At 73.4% G+C, this 18,538-nt stretch carries 20 protein-coding genes; 3 read left to right on the plus strand and 17 right to left on the minus strand.

Annotation, left to right across the window (positions count from 1 at the left end; translation table 11 throughout):
- Positions 1–18: 18 nt before the first annotated feature.
- From BM223_RS05810 to deoC, 5 genes are read right to left on the minus strand one after another with little or no spacing between them, the layout of a single operon-like run.
- On the minus strand, positions 19–549 hold the full coding sequence (locus tag BM223_RS05810) for a putative immunity protein (protein ID WP_038680888.1): 531 nt from the start codon (positions 547–549) through the stop codon (positions 19–21).
- Positions 533–778 (minus strand): DUF3099 domain-containing protein, encoded by a 246-nt coding sequence (locus BM223_RS05815; protein ID WP_038680886.1) that lies wholly within the window; start codon positions 776–778, stop codon positions 533–535. Before BM223_RS05815 ends, BM223_RS05810 begins: the two co-directional genes overlap by 17 nt.
- Positions 757–1,626, minus strand: coding sequence for an aldehyde dehydrogenase family protein (locus BM223_RS05820; RefSeq protein WP_038680884.1), 870 nt, complete (start codon positions 1,624–1,626; stop codon positions 757–759). The genes BM223_RS05815 and BM223_RS05820 overlap by 22 nt, the downstream gene beginning before the upstream one ends.
- Positions 1,626–3,062, minus strand: a complete 1,437-nt coding sequence (locus BM223_RS05825) for an aldehyde dehydrogenase family protein (protein ID WP_038680882.1) — start codon at positions 3,060–3,062, stop codon at positions 1,626–1,628. Before BM223_RS05825 ends, BM223_RS05820 begins: the two co-directional genes overlap by 1 nt.
- 11 nt (positions 3,063–3,073) lie before the next feature.
- Positions 3,074–4,057, minus strand: a complete 984-nt coding sequence (deoC, locus tag BM223_RS05830; RefSeq protein WP_038680880.1) for a deoxyribose-phosphate aldolase — start codon at positions 4,055–4,057, stop codon at positions 3,074–3,076.
- A gap of 24 nt (positions 4,058–4,081) precedes the next feature.
- Between deoC and BM223_RS05835 the strand changes: the two genes are divergently transcribed.
- Together BM223_RS05835 and BM223_RS05840 are read left to right on the plus strand one after the other, a co-directional pair.
- The gene (locus BM223_RS05835; protein WP_038680878.1) at positions 4,082–4,645 is read left to right on the plus strand and encodes a hypothetical protein; all 564 of its coding nucleotides are present in this window, start codon (positions 4,082–4,084) and stop codon (positions 4,643–4,645) included.
- 30 nt (positions 4,646–4,675) lie between these two features.
- A complete protein-coding gene (locus BM223_RS05840; protein WP_038680877.1) occupies positions 4,676–5,230 on the plus strand; it encodes an FKBP-type peptidyl-prolyl cis-trans isomerase in 555 nt (184 codons plus the stop codon).
- Here BM223_RS05840 and BM223_RS05845 read toward each other — a convergent pair.
- Genes BM223_RS05845 through BM223_RS05860 form a run of 4 tightly spaced genes read right to left on the minus strand, consistent with a single transcriptional unit; the run spans position 5,227 to position 8,746 of the window.
- Positions 5,227–6,897, minus strand: a complete 1,671-nt coding sequence (locus BM223_RS05845) for a phospho-sugar mutase (protein ID WP_038680875.1) — start codon at positions 6,895–6,897, stop codon at positions 5,227–5,229. The two genes, BM223_RS05840 and BM223_RS05845, sit on opposite strands and share 4 nt — an antisense overlap.
- Positions 6,898–6,926: 29 nt before the next feature.
- Positions 6,927–7,919, minus strand: a complete 993-nt coding sequence (locus tag BM223_RS05850; protein ID WP_038685103.1) for an aldo/keto reductase — start codon at positions 7,917–7,919, stop codon at positions 6,927–6,929.
- 34 nt (positions 7,920–7,953) lie between these two features.
- A complete protein-coding gene (locus tag BM223_RS05855) occupies positions 7,954–8,355 on the minus strand; it encodes a MerR family transcriptional regulator (RefSeq protein WP_038680873.1) in 402 nt (133 codons plus the stop codon).
- A gap of 40 nt (positions 8,356–8,395) precedes the next feature.
- Entirely contained in the window at positions 8,396–8,746 is a 351-nt protein-coding gene (locus BM223_RS05860) for a hypothetical protein (RefSeq protein ID WP_038680871.1), read from the minus strand.
- 9 nt (positions 8,747–8,755) lie between these two features.
- Here BM223_RS05860 and BM223_RS05865 point away from each other — a divergent pair, with 9 nt between their 5' ends.
- Positions 8,756–9,202, plus strand: a complete 447-nt coding sequence (locus BM223_RS05865) for an SRPBCC family protein (RefSeq protein WP_038680869.1) — start codon at positions 8,756–8,758, stop codon at positions 9,200–9,202.
- On the opposite strand, the gene BM223_RS05870 is transcribed toward BM223_RS05865, so the two are convergent.
- From BM223_RS05870 to BM223_RS05905, 8 genes are all read right to left on the minus strand, one after another.
- The gene (locus BM223_RS05870) at positions 9,187–9,870 is read right to left on the minus strand and encodes a biliverdin-producing heme oxygenase (protein ID WP_038680867.1); all 684 of its coding nucleotides are present in this window, start codon (positions 9,868–9,870) and stop codon (positions 9,187–9,189) included. The two genes, BM223_RS05865 and BM223_RS05870, sit on opposite strands and share 16 nt — an antisense overlap.
- Before the next feature lie 133 nt (positions 9,871–10,003).
- Positions 10,004–10,570 carry a TetR/AcrR family transcriptional regulator gene (locus BM223_RS05875; protein ID WP_038680866.1) on the minus strand — a complete coding sequence of 189 codons (567 nt, stop codon included), beginning with the start codon at positions 10,568–10,570 and terminating at the stop codon, positions 10,004–10,006.
- A 95-nt stretch (positions 10,571–10,665) separates the two neighbouring features.
- The gene (locus BM223_RS05880; RefSeq protein ID WP_052138927.1) at positions 10,666–12,915 is read right to left on the minus strand and encodes an Ig-like domain-containing protein; all 2,250 of its coding nucleotides are present in this window, start codon (positions 12,913–12,915) and stop codon (positions 10,666–10,668) included.
- Positions 12,912–14,270 carry a PT domain-containing protein gene (locus BM223_RS30025; protein ID WP_052138926.1) on the minus strand — a complete coding sequence of 453 codons (1,359 nt, stop codon included), beginning with the start codon at positions 14,268–14,270 and terminating at the stop codon, positions 12,912–12,914. The genes BM223_RS05880 and BM223_RS30025 overlap by 4 nt, the downstream gene beginning before the upstream one ends.
- Positions 14,267–15,460, minus strand: a complete 1,194-nt coding sequence (locus tag BM223_RS05890; protein ID WP_052138925.1) for a hypothetical protein — start codon at positions 15,458–15,460, stop codon at positions 14,267–14,269. The genes BM223_RS30025 and BM223_RS05890 overlap by 4 nt, the downstream gene beginning before the upstream one ends.
- Positions 15,457–16,269, minus strand: coding sequence for a heme ABC transporter ATP-binding protein (locus BM223_RS05895; RefSeq protein WP_052138924.1), 813 nt, complete (start codon positions 16,267–16,269; stop codon positions 15,457–15,459). Before BM223_RS05895 ends, BM223_RS05890 begins: the two co-directional genes overlap by 4 nt.
- Positions 16,266–17,387 carry a FecCD family ABC transporter permease gene (locus tag BM223_RS05900; protein ID WP_235318979.1) on the minus strand — a complete coding sequence of 374 codons (1,122 nt, stop codon included), beginning with the start codon at positions 17,385–17,387 and terminating at the stop codon, positions 16,266–16,268. Before BM223_RS05900 ends, BM223_RS05895 begins: the two co-directional genes overlap by 4 nt.
- Positions 17,384–18,517 (minus strand): heme/hemin ABC transporter substrate-binding protein, encoded by a 1,134-nt coding sequence (locus tag BM223_RS05905; protein WP_038680864.1) that lies wholly within the window; start codon positions 18,515–18,517, stop codon positions 17,384–17,386. The genes BM223_RS05900 and BM223_RS05905 overlap by 4 nt, the downstream gene beginning before the upstream one ends.
- Between the last annotated feature and the right edge of the window lie 21 nt (positions 18,518–18,538).

The raw sequence follows: 18,538 nt of genomic DNA on the forward strand, positions 1-18,538 counted from the left end.
CGGGACGCGGCCGGGCCCTCAGCGGCGCAGCGCGGCGTCGAGCGCGGCCATCAGCACCGCCGGGCGGCTCCGGCCCGCGGGCGCCGGGGGATAGCGGCGCAGCACCTCGACCACCGTGGGCGTCGCGAGCGCGCGCGCCCGCTCGACGGCGGCGAGACCGGCGGCCGGGTCGTCGCCGGCGGCGAGCTCGGCGATCCGGGCGGCGTTGGCCGAGGCGCGGAGCAGGTGCGCGACCTGGTGCGCCTTCGCGATCGGGTGCAGGTACGCCGCCGAGGCGGCGTCGCCCGCGGCCTGGGCGGCGAGCCGGGCGGTCTCGGTGGGGGCGTCGGCGGCGGCCCGGTGGGCGTCCATCGAGGTGACCCGCTGGAGCCGGGTGCGGGGCGCGCCGCCGACGAAGACCCGGGCGGCGTCGAGGGCGGCGCGCGGACGCGGGTCGTCGGGGCACGCGGCCTCGAAGACCGGCAGCACCTCGGCCGCCGCGTCCGCGGCGTAGCGGGCCACGGCGCGGAGCTCGTCGAGCGTCAGCTCGAGGTCACCGCCGCTCGTCATCGTCCCTGCCGTCCCCGTCGTCCCCGTCGCCGCCGAGTGCGCCCCGGTTCGCCAGGATCACCGCGACCGGCGGGATCACGGCGGCGACCACGCTCATCGCCACCGCGAGCGGCGTCGAGAAGAGCCGGACGACGTTCCAGGCCAGGACGATGAGGACCGCGCAGGTCCCCATCATCCAGAAGTAGACGCGCCGGCGCCGGGCCTGGCTCAGATCCCGATCGGGTGCCACACCGTCTTCGCCTCGACGAACGCGGTCATCGCGGACAGGTCCGGCTCGGCGGCCCAGTCGGGCTCGGCAGCCGGGGCCCGGCGGACCCGCTTGAGGTTGTCGGCCGCCGCGACCTCGAGGGAGGTGGCGAGCTCGGTGTCGCCGGCCACGCCGCCGAGGTCGATGGCGTTGACGTCCATGTGGGCGGCGAGCCACGGGCCGAGGGTGGCGGCGTCGCCGGTGAGGATGTTGACCACGCCACCGGGGACGTCGGAGGTCGCGAGCACCTCGGAGAAGGTGACCGCCGGCAGCGGCCGCTCGTACGACGACACGACCACCGCGACGTTGCCGGTCACGACGACCGGCGCGACGACCGAGACGAGGCCGAGCAGCGACGACTCCTGGGGGGCCAGGACGCCGACCACGCCGGTCGGCTCGGGGGCGGTGTGGTTGAAGAACGGGCCCGCGACCGGGTTGGCGTTGCCGATCACCTGGGCGAGCTTGTCGGCCCAGCCGGCGTACCAGACGAGGCGGTCGACGGCGGCGTCGACCTGGCCGCGCGCGACGGCCGCGGTGACGCCCTCGGACTGGCGCACCGCCTCCTCGAACTGGGGACGGCGGTCCTCCATGACCTCGGCGATCCGGTAGAGGATCTGCCCGCGGTTGTACGCCGTGCGGCCGGCCCAGCCCGCGGCCGCCTTGCGGGCGGCGACGACGGCGTCGCGGACGTCCTTGCGGGAGGCGAGGGCGGCGTTGGCCACGAACTTCCCCTTGCTGTCGGTGACCTCGTAGGAGTGGCCCGACTCGGAGCGGGGGAAGGCCCCGCCGATGTAGAGCTTGTAGGTCTTGCGCACGTCGATGCGGGCCATCAGAGGTCAGCTCCCTTGAGGTACGCGGCGAGACCCTGGCGTCCGCCCTCGCGGCCGTAGCCGGACTCCTTGTAGCCACCGAACGGGCTGGCCGGGTCGAACTTGTTGAACGTGTTGGCCCACACCACGCCGGCGCGCAGCTGCGAGGCCATGTGCAGGATCCGCGAGCCCTTCTCGGTCCACACGCCCGCCGACAGGCCGTACGGCGTGTTGTTGGCCTTCTCGACGGCCTCGGCCGGGGTGCGGAAGGTCAGCACCGAGAGGACCGGTCCGAAGACCTCCTCGCGGGCGATCCGGTGGGCCTGGGTGACGCCGGTGAAGATCGTCGGCGGGAACCAGAAGCCGGACGACGGCAGGTCGCACGGCGGCGCCCAGCGCTCGGCGCCCTCGGACTCGCCGATGTCGGACAGCTCGCGGATGCGGGCCAGCTGCTCGGCCGAGTTGATCGCGCCGATGTCGGTGTTCTTGTCGAGCGGGTCGCCCACGCGCAGGGTGCCCATCCGCCGCTTGAGGCGGGACAGCACCTCGTCGGCGACGGACTCCTGCACGAGCAGGCGCGAGCCGGCGCAGCAGACGTGCCCCTGGTTGAAGAAGATGCCGCCCACGATGCCCTCGACCGCCTGGTCGATGGGGGCGTCGTCGAACACGATGTTGGCGGCCTTGCCGCCCAGCTCGAGGGTGACCTTCTTGTCGGTGCCGGCGACCGCGCGGGCGATCGCCTTGCCGACGTCGGTCGAGCCGGTGAACGCGACCTTGTCGACGTCGGGGTGGCCCACGACCGCCTGGCCGGTGCTGCCCGCGCCGGTCACGATGTTGACGACGCCCGGCGGCAGGTCGGCCTGCTGGCAGATCTCCGCGAACAGCAGGGCGGTCAGCGGGGTGGTCTCGGCCGGCTTGAGGACGACGGTGTTGCCGCACGCCAGCGCCGGCGCGATCTTCCAGGCCAGCATGAGCAGCGGGAAGTTCCACGGGATCACCTGACCCGCGACGCCGAGAGGCTGCGGGTTGGGGCCGAGTCCGGCGTAGTCGAGCTTGTCGGCCCAGCCGGCGTAGTAGAAGAAGTGCGCGGCGACGATCGGGACGTCGACGTCGCGGCTCTCCTTGATCGGCTTGCCGTTGTCGATCGACTCGAGGACGGCGAGCTCGCGGCCGCGCTCCTGGAGGATCCGGGCGATCCGGAAGAGGTACTTGGCCCGCTCCTTGCCCGACATCCGCGACCAGCCGCGGAACGCGCGGCGGGCGGCCTTGACGGCCAGGTCGACGTCGGCCTCGGAGGCCTCGGCGACCTCGGCGAGGGTCTCCTCGGTGGCGGGGTTGATCGTCTTGAAGGACGTGCCGCGGCCGTCGACGAACTCGCCGTCGATGAAGAGGCCGTAGGACGGCTTGATGTCGACGATGCTCCGCGACTCCGGAGCCGGTGCGTACTCGAACGCCATTGTCTGAGCCCTCAGTCCAGGGTGAAGTAGTCGGGACCGCTGTAGCGGCCGGTGGTCATCTTCGTGCGCTGCATGAGCAGGTCGTTGAGCAGCGTGGACGCGCCGAACCGGAACCAGTCCGGGTCGAGCCAGTCGTCGCCGGCGATCTCGTTGACCATGACGAGGTACTTGATCGCGTCCTTGGTGGTGCGGATGCCGCCTGCGGGCTTGACGCCGATCTGGACGCCGGTCGCCTCGCGGAAGTCGCGCACGGCCTCGAGCATCACCAGGGTCACCGGCAGCGTCGCGGCCGGCTGCACCTTGCCGGTGGAGGTCTTGATGAAGTCGGCGCCGGCCAGCATCGCCAGCCAGGAGGCGCGTCGTACGTTGTCGTAGGTCTGCAGCTCGCCGGTCTCGAAGATCACCTTGAGGTGGGCGTGCGAGCCGTCGGCGCGGGCGCAGGCCTCACGCGTCGCGACGATCTCGTCGAAGACCTGCAGGTAGCGACCGGCCAGGAAGGCGCCGCGGTCGATCACCATGTCGATCTCGTCGGCACCGTTGGCCACTGCGTCGCGGGTGTCGGCGAGCTTGACCTCCATCGAGGCCCGCCCGCTGGGGAAGGCCGTCGCGACGGCGGCCACGTTGACGGCGTCGCCGACGATCGCCTTGACGTCGCCGACCAGGTCGCCGTAGACGCAGACCGCCGCCACCGAGGGGCACGACGGGTCGGCCGGGTCGGGGCGCAGCGCCTTGCTGGCGAGCGCGCGGACCTTGCCGGGGGTGTCCTGGCCCTCGAGCGTGGTGAGGTCGACCATCCGGATCGCGAGGTCGAGCGCCCACGCCTTCGCCGTGGTCTTGATCGAGCGGGTCCCGAGCGCGGCGGCCCGCGCCTCGGCGCCGACCTGGTCGACGCCGGGCAGGCCGTGGAGGAACCGGCGCAGCGTCGCGTCGCTCGTGGTGACGTCGGCGTACGCCGCGAGTCCCGGTGCGGGACCGGTGGGGGCGGTGGTCGGCATCTGCCCAGCATAGGGTTGGTAGCTGTGCGGAACGAAGGTGTCGAGAAGGTCGAGCGCTACAGCTCGGGTGGGCTGGCCATCGGTGTGGTCGGCCTGGTCCTGACGGTGGGGGCGATCGTCTACGGCGCCGTCGATCGCGAGTCGGGCTTCGCCCCGTGGGGGTTCGCGCTCCTCGGGCTCGTCGCCGTCCTGATCTGGGCGGTGATGATCCGACCGGCCGTGCGCCTGCACGGGGACGTCGTCGAGCTGCGCAACATCCTCCGGACGCACTGGGTCCCCTACGGCCGGATCACGTCGGTCCAGGTCGCCCAGGTGACGGTGGTCCAGACCGACGAGGCCAAGTACGTCGGCAGCGGCTTCGGTCGCTCGCGGCGCATCCAGGCCCGCGACCAGCGCCTCCCCGACGGCGCCGCCCACGAGCGTCACTCCATGGGCTGGCTCATCGAGGACAAGCTGCGCCGCCGCGCGGCGGAGTCGAAGGAGCGCGGCGCCGAGCAGGCACCGGTGCGCCAGGCCTGGGCCTGGCCCGAGATCGTGGCGCTCGCCGTGCTCGCCCTCGCGACGATCGTGCTGGCCTTCGTCGGCTGAGCGTTGCGCGCTGTTCGTAGGCTGCACCCCATGCAGACCCGTGCCCGGCTCGTCGCCGCCGCCCTCGTGTCCCTGTCCGTGCTCGCCACGAGTGCCTGTGGGGACTCAGGTGACGACAAGGCGTCCGACACGTCGTCCGCCAGCCCGTCCGACGACGCCCCCGCCGCCGCGGGCGAGGAGTGCACGGTCGACGACATCGAGGTCGAGGGCGAGTTCGGCGCGAAGCCGACGATCACCGTGCCCGACGACTGCACCGCGCCGACCACGCTGCTGAGCAAGGACCTGGTCACCGGCACCGGTCCGGAGGCGAAGGCGGGCGACACGGTCGAGACGAACTACCACCTGGTGACCTGGTCGAACAAGCAGGTGCTCGACAGCTCCTTCGACCGCGGCCAGACCTTCCCGCTCGAGAACCTGGGCAGTGCGCCGGTCATCGACGGCTGGAACCAGGGCCTGATCGGCGTCCAGAAGGGCACCCGCCGGCTGCTCGTCGTCCCGCCGGACCTGGGCTACGGCCAGGGCGGCAACGGCGTCGCGCCCAACGAGACGCTGGTCTTCGTCGTCGACGCGGTCTCGATCAGCTAGATCCCCGCGGCGGCCGCGATGTCGGTGCGCAGCGCGGTGAGCCGGGTCGCGGCCTCGGCGCGGGCGGTGGCGACGTCGCCGTCGACCACGGGGACGACGACCTCGAGGTAGCACTTGAGCTTGGGCTCGGTGCCGCTCGGCCGGACGACGACCCGGCTGCCGTCGGCCGTGCGGTAGCGCAGCCCGTCGGTGGGGGGCAGCTCGGCCGAGCCGGCGGTGAGGTCGTCGGCGCCGGTGACCGCGGAGCCGCCGAGCGTGGTGGGCGGAGCGTCGCGCAGCCGGCCCATGGCGGCACCGATCTCGGCGAGGTCGGTGACCCGGACCGAGAGCTGGTCGGTGGCGTGGAGGCCGTAGGCGATCGCGATGTCGTCGAGCAGGTCGAGCAGCGAGCGCCCGTCGGCCTTCGCCTGCGCAGCCACCTCGCAGAGCAGGAGCGCCGCGGAGACGCCGTCCTTGTCGGCGACGTGCTCGGGGTCGACGCAGTAGCCGAGCGCCTCCTCGTACCCGAACGCCAGGTCGGGCAGGCGGCCGATCCACTTGAAGCCGGTGAGCGTCTCGGCGTAGGGCTGACCGTGCGCGGCGGCCATCGTGCCGAGCAGGGACGACGACACGATCGACGTGGCGTAGACGCCGGTGCGGCCGGTGCGCAGCAGGTGGTCGGCGAGCAGGGCACCGACCTCGTCGCCGCGCAGCATCCGCCAGCCGTCGGCCCCCGGGACGGCCGCCGCGCAGCGGTCGGCGTCGGGGTCGTTGGCGACGACCAGGTCGGCGCCGACCTTCTCGGCCAGCGCGACGGCGCGGTCGATCGCGCCCGGCTCCTCGGGGTTGGGGAAGGCGACCGTCGGGAAGTCGGGGTCGGGCTGCTCCTGCTCGGTGACCACGGCGGGCGCGGCGAAGCCGGCCGTCTCGAGGACGAGGGGCAGCACGCTGCCGCCGACGCCGTGCAGCGGCGTGTAGACGACGGCGAGGTCGCGCGGACCGTCGGCGGCGACGCTCGCGACGGTGTCGAGGTAGGCGTCGACGATGCTGTCGTCGAGCACCCGCCCGGAGGTCGTCGACAGCGCGGGCCGGGGCACTGACGCGAGCGGGCCGACGGCCGCGATCGCGGCGGCGATGCCGGTGTCGGCAGGCGGCACGATCTGGCTGCCGTCGCCGAGGTAGACCTTGTAGCCGTTGTCCTGCGGCGGGTTGTGGCTCGCGGTCACCATCACCCCGGCGGCACAGCCGAGCTCGCGGATCGCGAACGCCAGCAGCGGCGTCGGCAGCGGCCGGGGGAGGAGCAGCGGCACCAGCCCCGCGCCGGCCATCACCTCGGCGGTGTCGCGCGCGAAGACGTCGGAGTTGTGCCGGGCGTCGTACCCGATGACGACGGGCGAGCCCGGCGCCGTCCCCTCCGCGAGGAGGTACGACGCCAGGCCGGCCGCCGCCCGGATCACCACGACCCGGTTCATCCGGTTGGGCCCGGCCCCCAGCGCGCCGCGCAGGCCTGCCGTGCCGAACTCCAGGGTGCCGCGGAAGCGGTCGGCGAGGTCGGCCCCAGCGTCCGCGTCGCCAGCCTCGGCGGCCTCGATGATGCCGGTGAGCTCGCTGCGGGTCTGCTCGTCAGGGTCCTCGGCGAGCCAGCCGCGGGCGCGGGTGATGAGGACGTCGACGTCGGGCGTGGTCATGACCCGCACGCTAGGGCATGTGCGGTCGCTCAGGCGTCGATGGTGCTCATGTCGCCGTAGCGCTCGCCCGCGACGGCGTCGCGCGGGACCGCCGCGTCGAGCGCCGCGAGGTCGTCGGCCGTGAGCACGACGTCGCGGGCGCCGGCGTTCTCCTCGAGGTAGGCGACCCGCTTGGTGCCGGGGATCGGCGCGACGTCGTCGCCCTGGGCGAGCACCCAGGCGAGCGCGAGCTGGCCCGGCGTGCAGCCGTGCTCGGTGGCGAGGCGGCGGACCTGGTCGACGAGGCCGAGGTTGGTGGCGAGGTTGTCGCCCTGGAACCGCGGGAAGTACGCCGACGAGCGGCTGTCGCCGGCTCCGAAGCCCTCGGCGCCGACGGCGCCGGTGAGGATGCCGCGGCCGAGCGGGGAGTAGGGGACCAGGCCGATGCCGAGCTCGCGGACCGTCGGGAGGATCTCGTCCTCGAGGTCGCGGGTGAAGAGCGAGTACTCGGTCTGGAGCGCGGTGATGGGGTGCACGGCGTGGGCACGGCGGATGGTGTCGGCCGACGCCTCGGACAGCCCGAGGTGGCGGACCTTGCCGGCCTCGACGAGCTCCTTCATCGCGCCGACGGTCTCCTCGATCGGGACGTTCTGGTCGACGCGGTGCTGGTAGTAGAGGTCGATGTGGTCGACGCCGAGCCGCTGCAGCGAGGCGTCGCAGGCGGCGCGGACGTACTCCGGGCTGCCGTTGATGCCGCGCCGCTCGCCGTCGGGGGCGCGCTCGACGCCGAACTTGGTGGCGAGCTGGACCTCGTCGCGGCGTCCGGCGATCGCCTTGCCGACGAGCTGCTCGTTGGTGAAGGGGCCGTACATGTCGGCCGTGTCGAGGAAGGTGATCCCGAGGTCGAGCGCGCGGTGGATGGTCGCGATGCCGCCGGCCTCGTCGGGGGTGCCGTAGAAGTCGGACATGCCCATGCAGCCGAGGCCGAGGGCGGAGACCGTGAGGGAGGACGTCGTACCGAGGGTGCGGGTCGAGTTCGTCATGACCACCAGCCAACTCCTTGGAGCGCGCTCCAGGTCAAGCGCTGCGCTCCAGGTCGGCGCTGCGCTCCAGGACGCAGTCGGTGTAGAGGCCGATCTTGTGCTCGATGGCGGCCAGGTGCTGGGTCACCTCGGCGAGCTGGCGCAGCACCTGCTCGCGGTGCGCCTGGAGCAGCGCCAGCCGGTCCTCCTCGTTGCCCTCGCCGGAACGCACCAGGTCGGCGTAGCGGCGGACGTCGCGGATCGGCATCCCGGTCGAGCGCAGCCGGGTGACGAGCTCGATCCAGCGCAGGTCGGCGTTCTCGTAGCGGCGGTGGCCGCCGGAGGCGCGGGGGACCGGGCGCAGGAGCAGCCCGTCCTTCTCGTAGTAGCGCAGCGTGTCGGTGGTGAGCCCCAGGGTCGTGGCGGCCTCGGCGATGGGGAGTCCGGTGCTCGGCATGCCCCCAGTGTGGCGCGCCGGCCCTGAGCGCTCGTGAGCGCTAGGGGCGCTGGTGAGCCGTGAGGGGGAAGTCGCGCAGCCGGCGGCCGTCGGCGAGCCAGGTGACGAGCCGCGCGGCGTCGGCGGCGGCGGTCTGCTCGCTGGGCCGGTCCAGGACGAGCCGGTGGCCGCCGGGTCCGTCCTCCTGGCCGACGACGCGCCAGCCGCGGCGGTAGCGGGTGTGGTGGAGGACCAGGCCGACCAGGCTGAGGACGCCGGGGACGGCGCTGAACCACTGGACCCACCGCACGCTCCCGTGGGCGGTCAGGTCGCGGAGCTCGGCGCCCCGCGGCTCGCACCGCACCCGGACGACGCCGGCGGCCGTGCGCACGACCTGCTCGTGGGACGTCATGATGGAAGGATGCTCCGCTCGTTCGAGTTCACCGAGACGTGGGTGGTGCCCGCGCCGGCGGCCGCCGTCGCCGAGGTGCTCACCGACCTGGAGCACTACCCGCGCTGGTGGCCGCAGGTCCGGGCGGTCGCCCGGCTCGGCCCCGACACCGCGTGGGTGTGCTGCCGCTCGACGCTGCCCTACACGCTCGACCTCGTGCTCGACGCGGTGAGCCGGACGCCGCCGGTGGTCGAGGTCGCCGTCAGCGGCGACCTCGACGGCTTCGCGCGGTTCACGCTGGTGCCCGTGGCGGGCGGGACCCGGCTCGACTTCCGGCAGGAGGTGCGCGTCCGTGGCGCGCTCGCCGCGGCGTCGTACGTCGGGCGGGCGGTGCTGGTGTGGAACCACCGGCGGATGATGGCCGGGTGCCGGGCGGGGCTGACCGCCCGGCTCAGCGCCGACTACGCCGCGCGGTAGTGCTCGATGTCGCGACCGAGCTCGTCGAAGACGGCCTGGTTGAGCGCGAACGCGGCCTTGACCTCGTCGACGACCGCGGCGACTTGCTCCGGGGAGAGGCCCAGGGCGTCGAGGCGGGCGCGGTAGGCGTCCTTGTAGGGCTTGGGCTTCGGGATCTCGGCGAAGTCGTAGAACGCGACGCCGACGCCCTCGGGCAGGCCGTAGGTGCGGCTGAGGATCCGGCCGATGGCCTGGCCGCCGGAGAGGTCGCCCAGGTAGCGGGTGTAGTGGTGGGCCAGCAGCGCACCGCCGAGGTCGTCGCGAGCGGCCGCGGCGCGCAGCCGGGCGACGTACGCGTCGGTGGCGGGGGAGACGACGCTCGCGGGGTCGGTGCCGGGCGCCCAGTGGGCGAGGTCGGCGTCGATGGCGGCCAGGCGCTCGAGCGCGGCGTCGTGGACGGCGGCGACGGCGGGAGCGTCGGCGCGCTCGCGGACGGCGTCCTCCATCGCGGCGTAGACGCGGCGCAGGCGCAGCAGGAGGGCGGCGTAGGCCTCGGTGGTCAGGCGGCCCTCGAGCAGCTCGGCCATGTAGGTCGAGCCCTCGGCCGCCTCGTGCTCGGACCGCGAGCCCTCGCGCATGGCGGTCGAGAGGGTGAGGTCCTCGTCGCGGACGGTGGTGGCCACGGACATGGCACGGGCTCCTCGGAGATCGGGGTGAGAGAAATGCTTCTTGACCAAGTGTCAGAAACATGTCGACATCTTGTCAATACCTCGGACGCACTTTTTCTTAGGTAACCCTAACTGAGTGTGCGTGGGCCGGAGGTCAGTCGCGGTGACCGAGGCCGCGGAGCACGAACTCCTCGACCGCGGCGAGCGGCAGCTGGCGGGTCGCCAGCGCCGCGTGGAGCAGCGACATCGCGGCCTTGCGGTCGCTCACCTGGAAGGCGCCCTGGGCGATGCCGTCGTCGAGGATCTCCTCGAGCACCTCCTCGACCGCGGCGACGTGGTCGTGGATCTGCTCCATCGCCTCCTCGGAGAGGAGGTGGTAGAGGATCCCGCCCATCCCGGTGTGGAACTGCTGCCCGGCCTGGAGCTGGTGGCGCAGGTAGACCCGGATCTTGGCCACCGGGTCGGGGACCAGGTCGAGGTCCCGGCGCAGGTCGGCGAGGTAGTGGACGGTCTCCTCGGTCGCGAACGCGACCACGACCGCCTCCTTGTCGCGGAAGTGGTGGTAGATCGCCGTGCGCCCGATCCCCGCCCGGGCGGCGATCTGGGCCATCGTGATCGCGTCGAAGCTGCGCTCGTCCATCAGGGCCCCGAAGGCGTCGAAGATCCGGCGGCGCACCAGGTCGCGGTGGGCGGGGAGGGTCTCGGCGGCGATCTTCGGCACGGTCAGATTCTAGGCTTCCAGGAGCAGGGACGGTGCGGGGACACGACCTGGCCGGCGGTCCGGTCGGGACCGCCGGCCAGGTCGTCAGCGGGCGTTCAGCGGCGCTTGGCGGTGACCTTCGCGGAGCTGCTCGCGCCGTTCAGCTGGCTGTCGCCCGCGTAGGCGACGCTCAGCTTGTACTTGCCGGCCTTGAGCTTCGGCACCTTGATCGTGACGACTCCCTTGCTCAGGGTGCCGGCCACGGTCTTGACCTTCTTGCCCTTGGCGTTCTTGATCACCACGGTGACCTTGCCCGTCGCCGTGACGCCGGTCGCGGAGACGGTGACCTTGAGCTTGCCGGCCTTGCGCGCCGTCGGCTTCTTGGCCCACGCGGCGGTGACCCGCGCCGCGACCTTGGCGACGTCGAGCGTCGTGGTCGAGGTCGCGCCGGCGACGACGCCGTCACCGGCGTAGCTCGCGACCAGCGAGTACCGGCCGGGGGCCAGCCGGGGCAGCGTCACGGCGGCGGCGCCGTTCTGGAGCTGGGCCGAGGTGGTCGCGACGACACTGCCGTTGGCGCGCTTGACCTGGAGCTGGACGTCGCCGGTGGCGGTCTCGTCGGAGGTGACCTCGAGGGTCGCGGTGCCGGTCGCGGCCGGGGTCGGCTTCTTGGTCACCGTGGTGCTGACCGAGCCGGTCGCCTTGCCGATCGCGTAGGTGGCGCTGGCGGTCGCGTCGGTGATGTTGGCGTTGCCCGTGTAGAGGACCTTCAGCGTGTAGTCGCCCGGCGTGCCCTTGGGGAGGGTGACCGTGGCCTTGCCGTCCGTCAGCGCGGCGGGTGCGGACACGATCTCGGCGCCGCTGCCGTCCTCGACCTTGACGTCGATGCTGCCCGTGCCCGCGCCACCCTCGGCGTCGGCGACGGTGACCTCGGCGGTGCCGTCGGTGGTGCGGGTGGGTGCGGTGGTGACGGTCGCGGTGGCGGTGCCCGGTGCGGCCGCGAAGGTGATCGGCGTGTAGGTCTCGTGCGTCGGCGCGTTGCCGCCGCCGCCCGGGTAGGTGTAGACGCCGTAGTTGACCAGCGACGGGTCGGTCGCCGCGGCGTCCATGGCGGCCTTGTCGATCGTCAGCGTCGCGGTGAAGGTGCCCTGCGGCGTCAGCTCGACGGCGCCGGCGGCCGGACCGCCGATGGTCGCCATGTCGGCGGCGAGCACGGCCCACTTCTGGTTGCCGACCTTGCGCGCGCTGGAGGGCGCGCCCTGCGACGGGCGCCAGGTCGGCGCGAACTTGCCGAACACGACGTACGTGCCGCCGGGCTTGCCGGCCAGCGGCGGACGGGTGGCGGTCGACAGGGCCGGGTCGAAGCCGGTGCCGGTGACCGTCACCTGGTAGGCGCCCGAGGGGAGCAGCGCGGTCTTGGAGACCTGGACGGCCGGCGGGCCGACCTTCGTCCAGCTGATCTCGAGCGGGAGGGTCGGCTTCTTGCCGTCGGCCGAGCCGCCGGTCGAGTACCAGTAGGGCCCGCCACCGGTGGTCTGCACGAAGTCGACGAACGACTGCGGGAAGGAGCCCCAGTCGGCGCCGGTGCGGACCTGCGCGGTGCCGCCGGCCGGGGCGTCGTACTCGACGCCACGGTAGGCGGGCGTGGTGGTGAGGCCGAGGTCCTCGACGTCGACACCGGTCAGCGTGGCGAGGGTGACCTCCTGCGCCGGGAGGTCGATCCACTGGCTCTGGTCGTCCATGTCGGTGCCGTAGCCGTCGAGCGTCGCGGTGACCTCGCCCGAGCCGTCGGCGTTGACCGTGAGCTCGGGGTCGGAGACGTAGAAGAACGTCATGCCCGAGTAGTAGATGACCGTGGCGTCGCCGTCCCACTGGACGTTGGCGGTGTTGGCGGCGGCGTCGACACGGCCGGTGCCGTTGCGGAAGACCAGCTGGGTCTCGGCGAAGACGTTGCTGCCCGCCGGCGAGGTCGAGGCGCCCGCGGAGTTCTGGCGGGTGCCGTCGAAGGTGGTCGGGGCGTAGCCGCCGCCGGCCTGGAGGTCCTCGACGGTGACGTTGCCGGCGTGGTTGGTCCAGCCGGCGGCCTTGCCGTTGCTCCAGGTCGCGCCCTCGTCGGCGGTCTTGAGCGTCGCGCCACCGGCGGTGGGGTCGCCCAGCTTGCCGGCCGAGAAGAGGTTCCAGGTGCCCGGCGCGAAGCCGGCGTTGTTGGACTCGTTGGACACTCCCCAGCGGAGGGTGGCGTTCTCGACGAGCTCGCTGCCCGCCGCATGGGCGGACGGCGCGGTGGCGACGCCGAGGACACTGAGCCCGGCGGCGGTGAGGGCAGCGGCGGCGATCCCGGCGATGCCTCTACGGACGGTCTTCATCGGGTTCCTTTCAGGCGGTGCATGAGGGGGGTGGACAGGGTGATCCCCGCTGCTCCGGCGAGCAGGAGGATTCCGAGAGCCCACTCCCAGGCCGCGCCGGTCCGTGCGGGCCGGTCGTCGGTCGAGGTGGGGGCGGAGGTGAGGGCGTAGGCGACCGGCGGCTCGTAGGCAGCCGGGACGCTCGTGCCCGCGTCGGGGGTGGTGGCGCCGGTGCCGAACGCGTTGCCCGGCAGGGCCGGCGGGCTGGGCTGGGTGGTCGTCGGCAGGGACGGGCCCGGGGGCTGGACCGTCGGGGGGACCTGGCCGGGCTCGTTGGTGGGCTGCTTGCCGGGCTTCTGGGGGGTGACCGGCGGCTTCTCGGGCGTGATGGCGGTCTTCGCGTCCCAGCTGACGAGGACCGGCTTGGCGACCTTGAAGGCGTCGGTGGCGCCGCCGGAGGAGTACCAGTACGCCGCGGAGCCGGTCTTCTCGAGGAAGCGCAGGAAGCTGGCGGGGAAGGCGCCCCAGCTGTCGCCGCTGGTCGACTGCTGTGAGCCGTCGGCCGGCTTGTGGGGCACCTTGAGGTACTTGGCGACGCCGGTGAAGCCCTTCTCGGCGGCCAGCTGGGAGGCGCCGACGCCGTCGAGCTCGACCAGGGTGATCGGCGTGCTGGGGACCGGCGACCACTTGGTCATGTCCTCCATCGAGCTGGCGAAGCCGGACGCCGTCGCGGTGATCGCCGCGGTGCCCTTGGCCAGGTCGACGGTGAGGACCGGGTCGCTGACCGTGAAGAAGGTCATCCCGGAGTAGTAGAAGAGCGTGAAGGAGCCGGTCCAGGCGATCCGGGCGGTGCCGGCGGCGGGGTCGACCTGGCCCTTGCCGCCGGAGATCACGACCTGGTGGTTGCTGAAGGTGCCGGCGGTCGGGCTGCCCAGGGGCGTGGTGTCGTCGGAGCCGGTCTTGAGGCCGGCGTAGTCGGCCAGGCGGGTGCCGCGGCTGGTGTTCTTCTCGATCCGGACGTTGCCCGAGCGGGCCAGCCAGGCGGTCGCCTTGGTGGTCGGCCAGCGGCCGGCGGCGTCGAGGGTCTGGCCGCCGCGGCCCGGGTCGGGGGCCTTGCCGGCGGACAGGAAGTTGAAGGTGCCCGGTGCGTGGGCGCGGTTGTTGCTCTCGTCGTTGACGCCCCAGCGGAAGACCGCGTCGGAGACGGCGAACGCGGTGTCGTCCGTGGGCTGCTCGGTGGGCTGCTCGGTGGGTTCCTCGGTGGGCTGCTCAGTGGGCTGCTCAGTGGGCTCGTCGTCGGCGACGGCGGGCAGGCCGAGCCCGGCGACGAGGAGCAGGAGCGCGGCGACCAGGCCGAGGAGCAGGCGGCGGATCATGCGGTCACCTCCGGGCGGTGCTGACCTGCGCGGCGGCGCAGGAGCAGGCGCAGCGCCAGGCCGAGCAGGGCGAGGACGAAGACGGCGGCGGCCACGAGCAGGAAGATCCGGCCGGCGCCGAGGGCCTGGTCGTCGTCCGCGTCGTCGGCGGTGCCGGCCGCGGCGGGGGCGGGCGCGTCGTCGGCCGGCCGTACGGCGAACCGCTCGGTCGTGCTCCCGCCGGAGGCGGCGCCGGTGAGCCGGAGCTCGTGGGTGCCGGCGGTGAGGGTCCGGGGCAGGGGCAGGATGCCGGCCACCTCGCCGGAGGGGCCGGCGACCATCGGGCCGATCCCGGCGACGCCGTCGTCGAGGACGCCGAGGACCTGCTCGCCCGGGCGGAAGCCGGTCGCGGTGAAGGCGAGGGTGTTGCCGACCTTGGCGGTGAGCCGGTCGGTGGTGAGCTTGGGGGCGACCTTGCCGGTGGCGGCGCCGGCGGTGGGGGTCGTCGCGGGGTTCGCTGCGCCGTCCTCGGGCGCCGAGCCCGACGGCGAACCCGGCTGCGCGCCCGTCTGCGCGTCCGGCTCCGAGCCCGAGGACGAAGGCGGCGCGCTGTCGTAGACGTCGGTGAACCGGACCGGCGTGAAGCTCTCGTTGGCGCGGTTCTTGACGCCGTGCGCGCCGATGGTGATGACGCCGCAGGTGACCTTGAGGCAGTCGACGGTGGCGACCTTGCCGTTGCGGTCGACGCTCTGGAAGGTCGGGCCGGGCACGGTGATCGTGGTCCGGAAGCTGCCGTTGGCGGCGAGCGTGCCGTTGGCCTCACCGGCGGTGGAGCTGCCGGGGAAGGCGATGAAGCGCAGGTAGCCCTGGTTGGCGGCGGCGTTCTCGGCATCGGGGATGTAGCGGTAGTCCTTGCCGACGACGCCGCCGCGCGAGGGCTTCCAGGAGCCGCCGCGCGCGTCGTCGACCCAGCCGAACATCACGTAGACGCCGCCGAAGCCGCCCTTGACGACCTGGAAGCCGCTGCCGCGGATGGTCAGCGGCGTGCGGTAGCGGGAGTCGGCGGCGGCGCTGCCACGGTCGTTGGTGACGGTGGTCCGGCCGGCGGCCGCGGCGGGGGCGGCGGTGGTGCCGGTCACGCCGACGGCGAGGCCGGCGGCGAGCAGGGTGAGGGTGAGCAGCCGGGCGGCGGCCGCCGAGAGGCGGGTCATGCGGTCTCCTCCCGCGCGATGAGGGCACGCCGGTCGGGGAGCACGAGGAGCTCGCCGGTCGCCGGGTGCGGCAGGACGTCGATGGGATGGTCGTAGACGAGGCTCAGCAGCGGTGCGGTGAAGACGTCGGCGGGCGGGCCCTCGGCGGCCACCCGGCCGCGGTGCAGCAGGGCGACCCGGTCGGACCACGCCGCGGCGAGCGTCAGGTCGTGCAGGACGACGACCACGGCTGCGCCCGCCGCGGCCTGGGTGCGGGCCTCGGCGAGGACGGCCTCCTGGTGCCCGATGTCGAGCGCGGCGGTCGGCTCGTCGAGGAGCAGGACGCCGGTGCGCTGGGCGAGGATCCGGGCGAACGACGTGCGCCCCTTCTCGCCGCCGGAGAGCAGGCCGAAGGGCTGCGCGGCGAGCCGCTCGACGTCGGCGGTCGCCAACGCCTCGGCGACCACGCGCTCGTCGTGGTCCTCCTCGGGACGGCCGCGCCAGGGGGAGCGGCCCATCCGGACGACGTCGATCGCCGGGAACGGGAAGGAGATCTTGTGCTCCTGGGTGAGCACCGCGCGGGTGCGCGCCAGGTCGCGCAGCTTCCACTGCGCCAGCGGCGTGCCGTCGAGGCGGACCTCGCCCTCGTCGGGCGCCAGGTCGCCGGCGAGCACCGAGAGCAGGGTGGACTTGCCGGCGCCGTTGGGGCCGACCAGGGCGAGCACCTCGCGTCGTCGTACGGCGAGGTCGACCGACTCGAGGATCGGCCGGCGCCCGTAGCTGAGGGAGACCCCGTGCGCGGACAGGACGGCGGTGTCGGGGCGGCTCATGCCCAGCCTCCGGAGGTGCGACGGGTCCGGCGCAGCAGCCAGAAGAAGAACGGCCCGCCGACGAGCGAGGTGAGCATGCCGAGCGGCAGGTCGGTGTAGGCGACGGCGGTGCGCGCGACGGTGTCGGCGCAGATGAGCACGAGCGCGCCGGCCAGGAACGAGGCGACGAGCAGCGTGCGGTGGCCGGGGCCGGTCACCATCCGCACGAGGTGCGGGACGATGAGGCCGACGAAGGCGACGATGCCGCAGAAGCTGACCGCCGCGGCGGTGAGCAGCGCGACGACGACGATGAGCACGATCCGCAGCGCCTCGACGTTGACGCCGAGGTGGCGGGCCGAGCGCTCGCCGAGCGCGAGCAGGTCGAGGCTGCGCGCGCAGGCCAGGGCGATGACGACGCCGGCGACGGCGAGCGGCGCGACCACGACGACATAGGTCCAGCGGCTGCCGTTGAGGCTGCCGAGCTGCCAGAAGACGATGGACTCGCGGGCCTGGGTGTCGCCGAGGAACATCAGCAGCGCGAGGAGCGCACCCGCCACGGCGTTGACCGCGATGCCGGTGAGCACGAGCGTGACGACCTCGGTCCGCCCGTCGGAGCGGGAGAGCGCGTAGACCAGGAGCGTCGTGACGAGCCCACCGACGAAGGCGCACACCGGGATCGACCAGTCGCCGGCGAAGCGCAGGCCGAAGACGATCGCGAAGCCGGCGGCGACGGCGGCGCCCGACGAGACGCCGACGACGCTCGGCTCGGCGAGCGGGTTGCCGAAGACGCCCTGCATCGCGGCGCCCGCGACGGCGAGCGAGCCGCCGACGATCACGGCCATGGCGATGCGCGAGAAGCGGACGTTCCACAGCGTGTACTCGCCGTTGGGGTGGCTGGGCATCGGCCCGGCGTCGATCCCGAGACGGTGCGCGATGGAGCCGAGGATCTCGCTGAGGGGGATGGTGAGCTGGCCGGAGCCGCCCGCCACCAGGACCGCGACGACGAGCGCGCCGACCAGGCCGGCGTACAGCGTGGCGATCCGGCGCCGGCGGTGCCGGTCGAGCGCGGCGGTGCCGTCGGCGACGCGGCCGGCGCCGGCCTCGGCGCGCAGCGCCGGGCCGGGCACGGTCGCGGTCACGAACGGTCCTCGGCGGGCAGGCTCTCGGGCGCGTAGAGGGCTACGGCCAGCGCGTTGAGGACGTCGGCGGTGCGCGGTCCGTAGCTGAGGATCTGCGCGTCGTCCATCGCGATCACGCGGCGGTTCTCGCCGGCCGGCGTCTGGGCGAGGGCGGGGAACTGGTCGAGCAGGCCCTCGACGCCGCCGACGGAGTCGAGGCCCTTGCTCATCATCACCACGACGTCGGGCTGGGCCTTGATCAGGCCCTCGTCGTTGACCGGCTTCATGCCGTTCCAGCCGATCTCGCTGCTGACGTCGTAGCCGCCGACGGCGGTGATCAGCGCGTCCGCACCGGAGCCCCGGCCGAACATGTAGTAGACGTTCGCCTGACCCCGGACGTAGAGGAAGATCATCCGCATCTGGCCGGTGACGTCCTGCGGCGCGACCTTGGCGATCTGCGCCTCGACGGCGTCGGCCTCCTGGACGATCCGCTGGCCGAGCTGCTTGCCCTGCTCGGGGACGCCGAGCGCGCCGGCCACCTGCTCGGTCAGCTCGGCGAGGTTGGCGAGGCTCCGCTCGGCATCGACCACGACCACGGGGATGCCCGCGTCGCGGACCTGGAGGACGACGTCCCACGGGCCGAGCGAGGTGTCGGTGATGAGCACGGTCGGGTCGAGGCCGAGGATCGCCTCGGCGTTGAGCTCGTGGCCGTTCTGGGTGACCAGCGGCCGGTCCTCGATCTCGGAGTACGCCGACGAGACGTCGCGGCCCACGATCCGGTCGCCGAGGCCCAGCTCGAAGACGGTCTGCGAGAGCGTGCCGTAGACGTCGAGGGCGAGGATCCGGCTGGTGTCCTCGACGGTGACCTTGGTGCCCTGCGCGTCGGTCACGGTGACCGGCAGCTGCGGCGTCGGGTCGTCCTCGACCGGGCGGATCTCCGGGTCGGGCAGGTTGATGTCGACCGGGCCCTGGTAGGCCTTCGGGTCCGCCAGCGCGGTCACGTCGGCGATCGAGGGGACCTCGGTGCCCGGTGACTCCTTCCCGGACCCGCTCTGCTTCCCGTCGAGCACGGGACCGCAGGCGCTGAGCGCGAGGGCGGCGGCAGCGACGGCGGCCAGCGTGCGGAAGGGGCGGGTCGTCGGGGGAACCATGCGCTGCTCTTTGCTGTCAGA

Source organism: Pimelobacter simplex (assembly GCF_900114845.1).
Lineage (GTDB): Bacteria > Actinomycetota > Actinomycetes > Propionibacteriales > Nocardioidaceae > Nocardioides > Nocardioides simplex.

Coding starts and splice junctions, on each gene's coding strand:
- BM223_RS05845 (WP_038680875.1), bottom strand. CDS start 6,897: ATGACCACGCCCGACGTCGACGTCCTCATCACCCGCGCCCGCGGCTGG.
- deoC (WP_038680880.1), bottom strand. CDS start 4,057: ATGCCGACCACCGCCCCCACCGGTCCCGCACCGGGACTCGCGGCGTAC.
- BM223_RS05860 (WP_038680871.1), bottom strand. CDS start 8,746: ATGACGTCCCACGAGCAGGTCGTGCGCACGGCCGCCGGCGTCGTCCGG.
- BM223_RS05820 (WP_038680884.1), bottom strand. CDS start 1,626: ATGGCCCGCATCGACGTGCGCAAGACCTACAAGCTCTACATCGGCGGG.
- BM223_RS05870 (WP_038680867.1), bottom strand. CDS start 9,870: ATGTCCGTGGCCACCACCGTCCGCGACGAGGACCTCACCCTCTCGACC.
- BM223_RS05865 (WP_038680869.1), top strand. CDS start 8,756: ATGCTCCGCTCGTTCGAGTTCACCGAGACGTGGGTGGTGCCCGCGCCG.
- BM223_RS05880 (WP_052138927.1), bottom strand. CDS start 12,915: ATGAAGACCGTCCGTAGAGGCATCGCCGGGATCGCCGCCGCTGCCCTC.
- BM223_RS05840 (WP_038680877.1), top strand. CDS start 4,676: ATGCAGACCCGTGCCCGGCTCGTCGCCGCCGCCCTCGTGTCCCTGTCC.
- BM223_RS05850 (WP_038685103.1), bottom strand. CDS start 7,919: ATGACGAACTCGACCCGCACCCTCGGTACGACGTCCTCCCTCACGGTC.
- BM223_RS05890 (WP_052138925.1), bottom strand. CDS start 15,460: ATGACCCGCCTCTCGGCGGCCGCCGCCCGGCTGCTCACCCTCACCCTG.
- BM223_RS05810 (WP_038680888.1), bottom strand. CDS start 549: ATGACGAGCGGCGGTGACCTCGAGCTGACGCTCGACGAGCTCCGCGCC.
- BM223_RS05895 (WP_052138924.1), bottom strand. CDS start 16,269: ATGAGCCGCCCCGACACCGCCGTCCTGTCCGCGCACGGGGTCTCCCTC.
- BM223_RS30025 (WP_052138926.1), bottom strand. CDS start 14,270: ATGATCCGCCGCCTGCTCCTCGGCCTGGTCGCCGCGCTCCTGCTCCTC.
- BM223_RS05825 (WP_038680882.1), bottom strand. CDS start 3,062: ATGGCGTTCGAGTACGCACCGGCTCCGGAGTCGCGGAGCATCGTCGAC.
- BM223_RS05905 (WP_038680864.1), bottom strand. CDS start 18,517: ATGGTTCCCCCGACGACCCGCCCCTTCCGCACGCTGGCCGCCGTCGCT.
- BM223_RS05855 (WP_038680873.1), bottom strand. CDS start 8,355: ATGCCGAGCACCGGACTCCCCATCGCCGAGGCCGCCACGACCCTGGGG.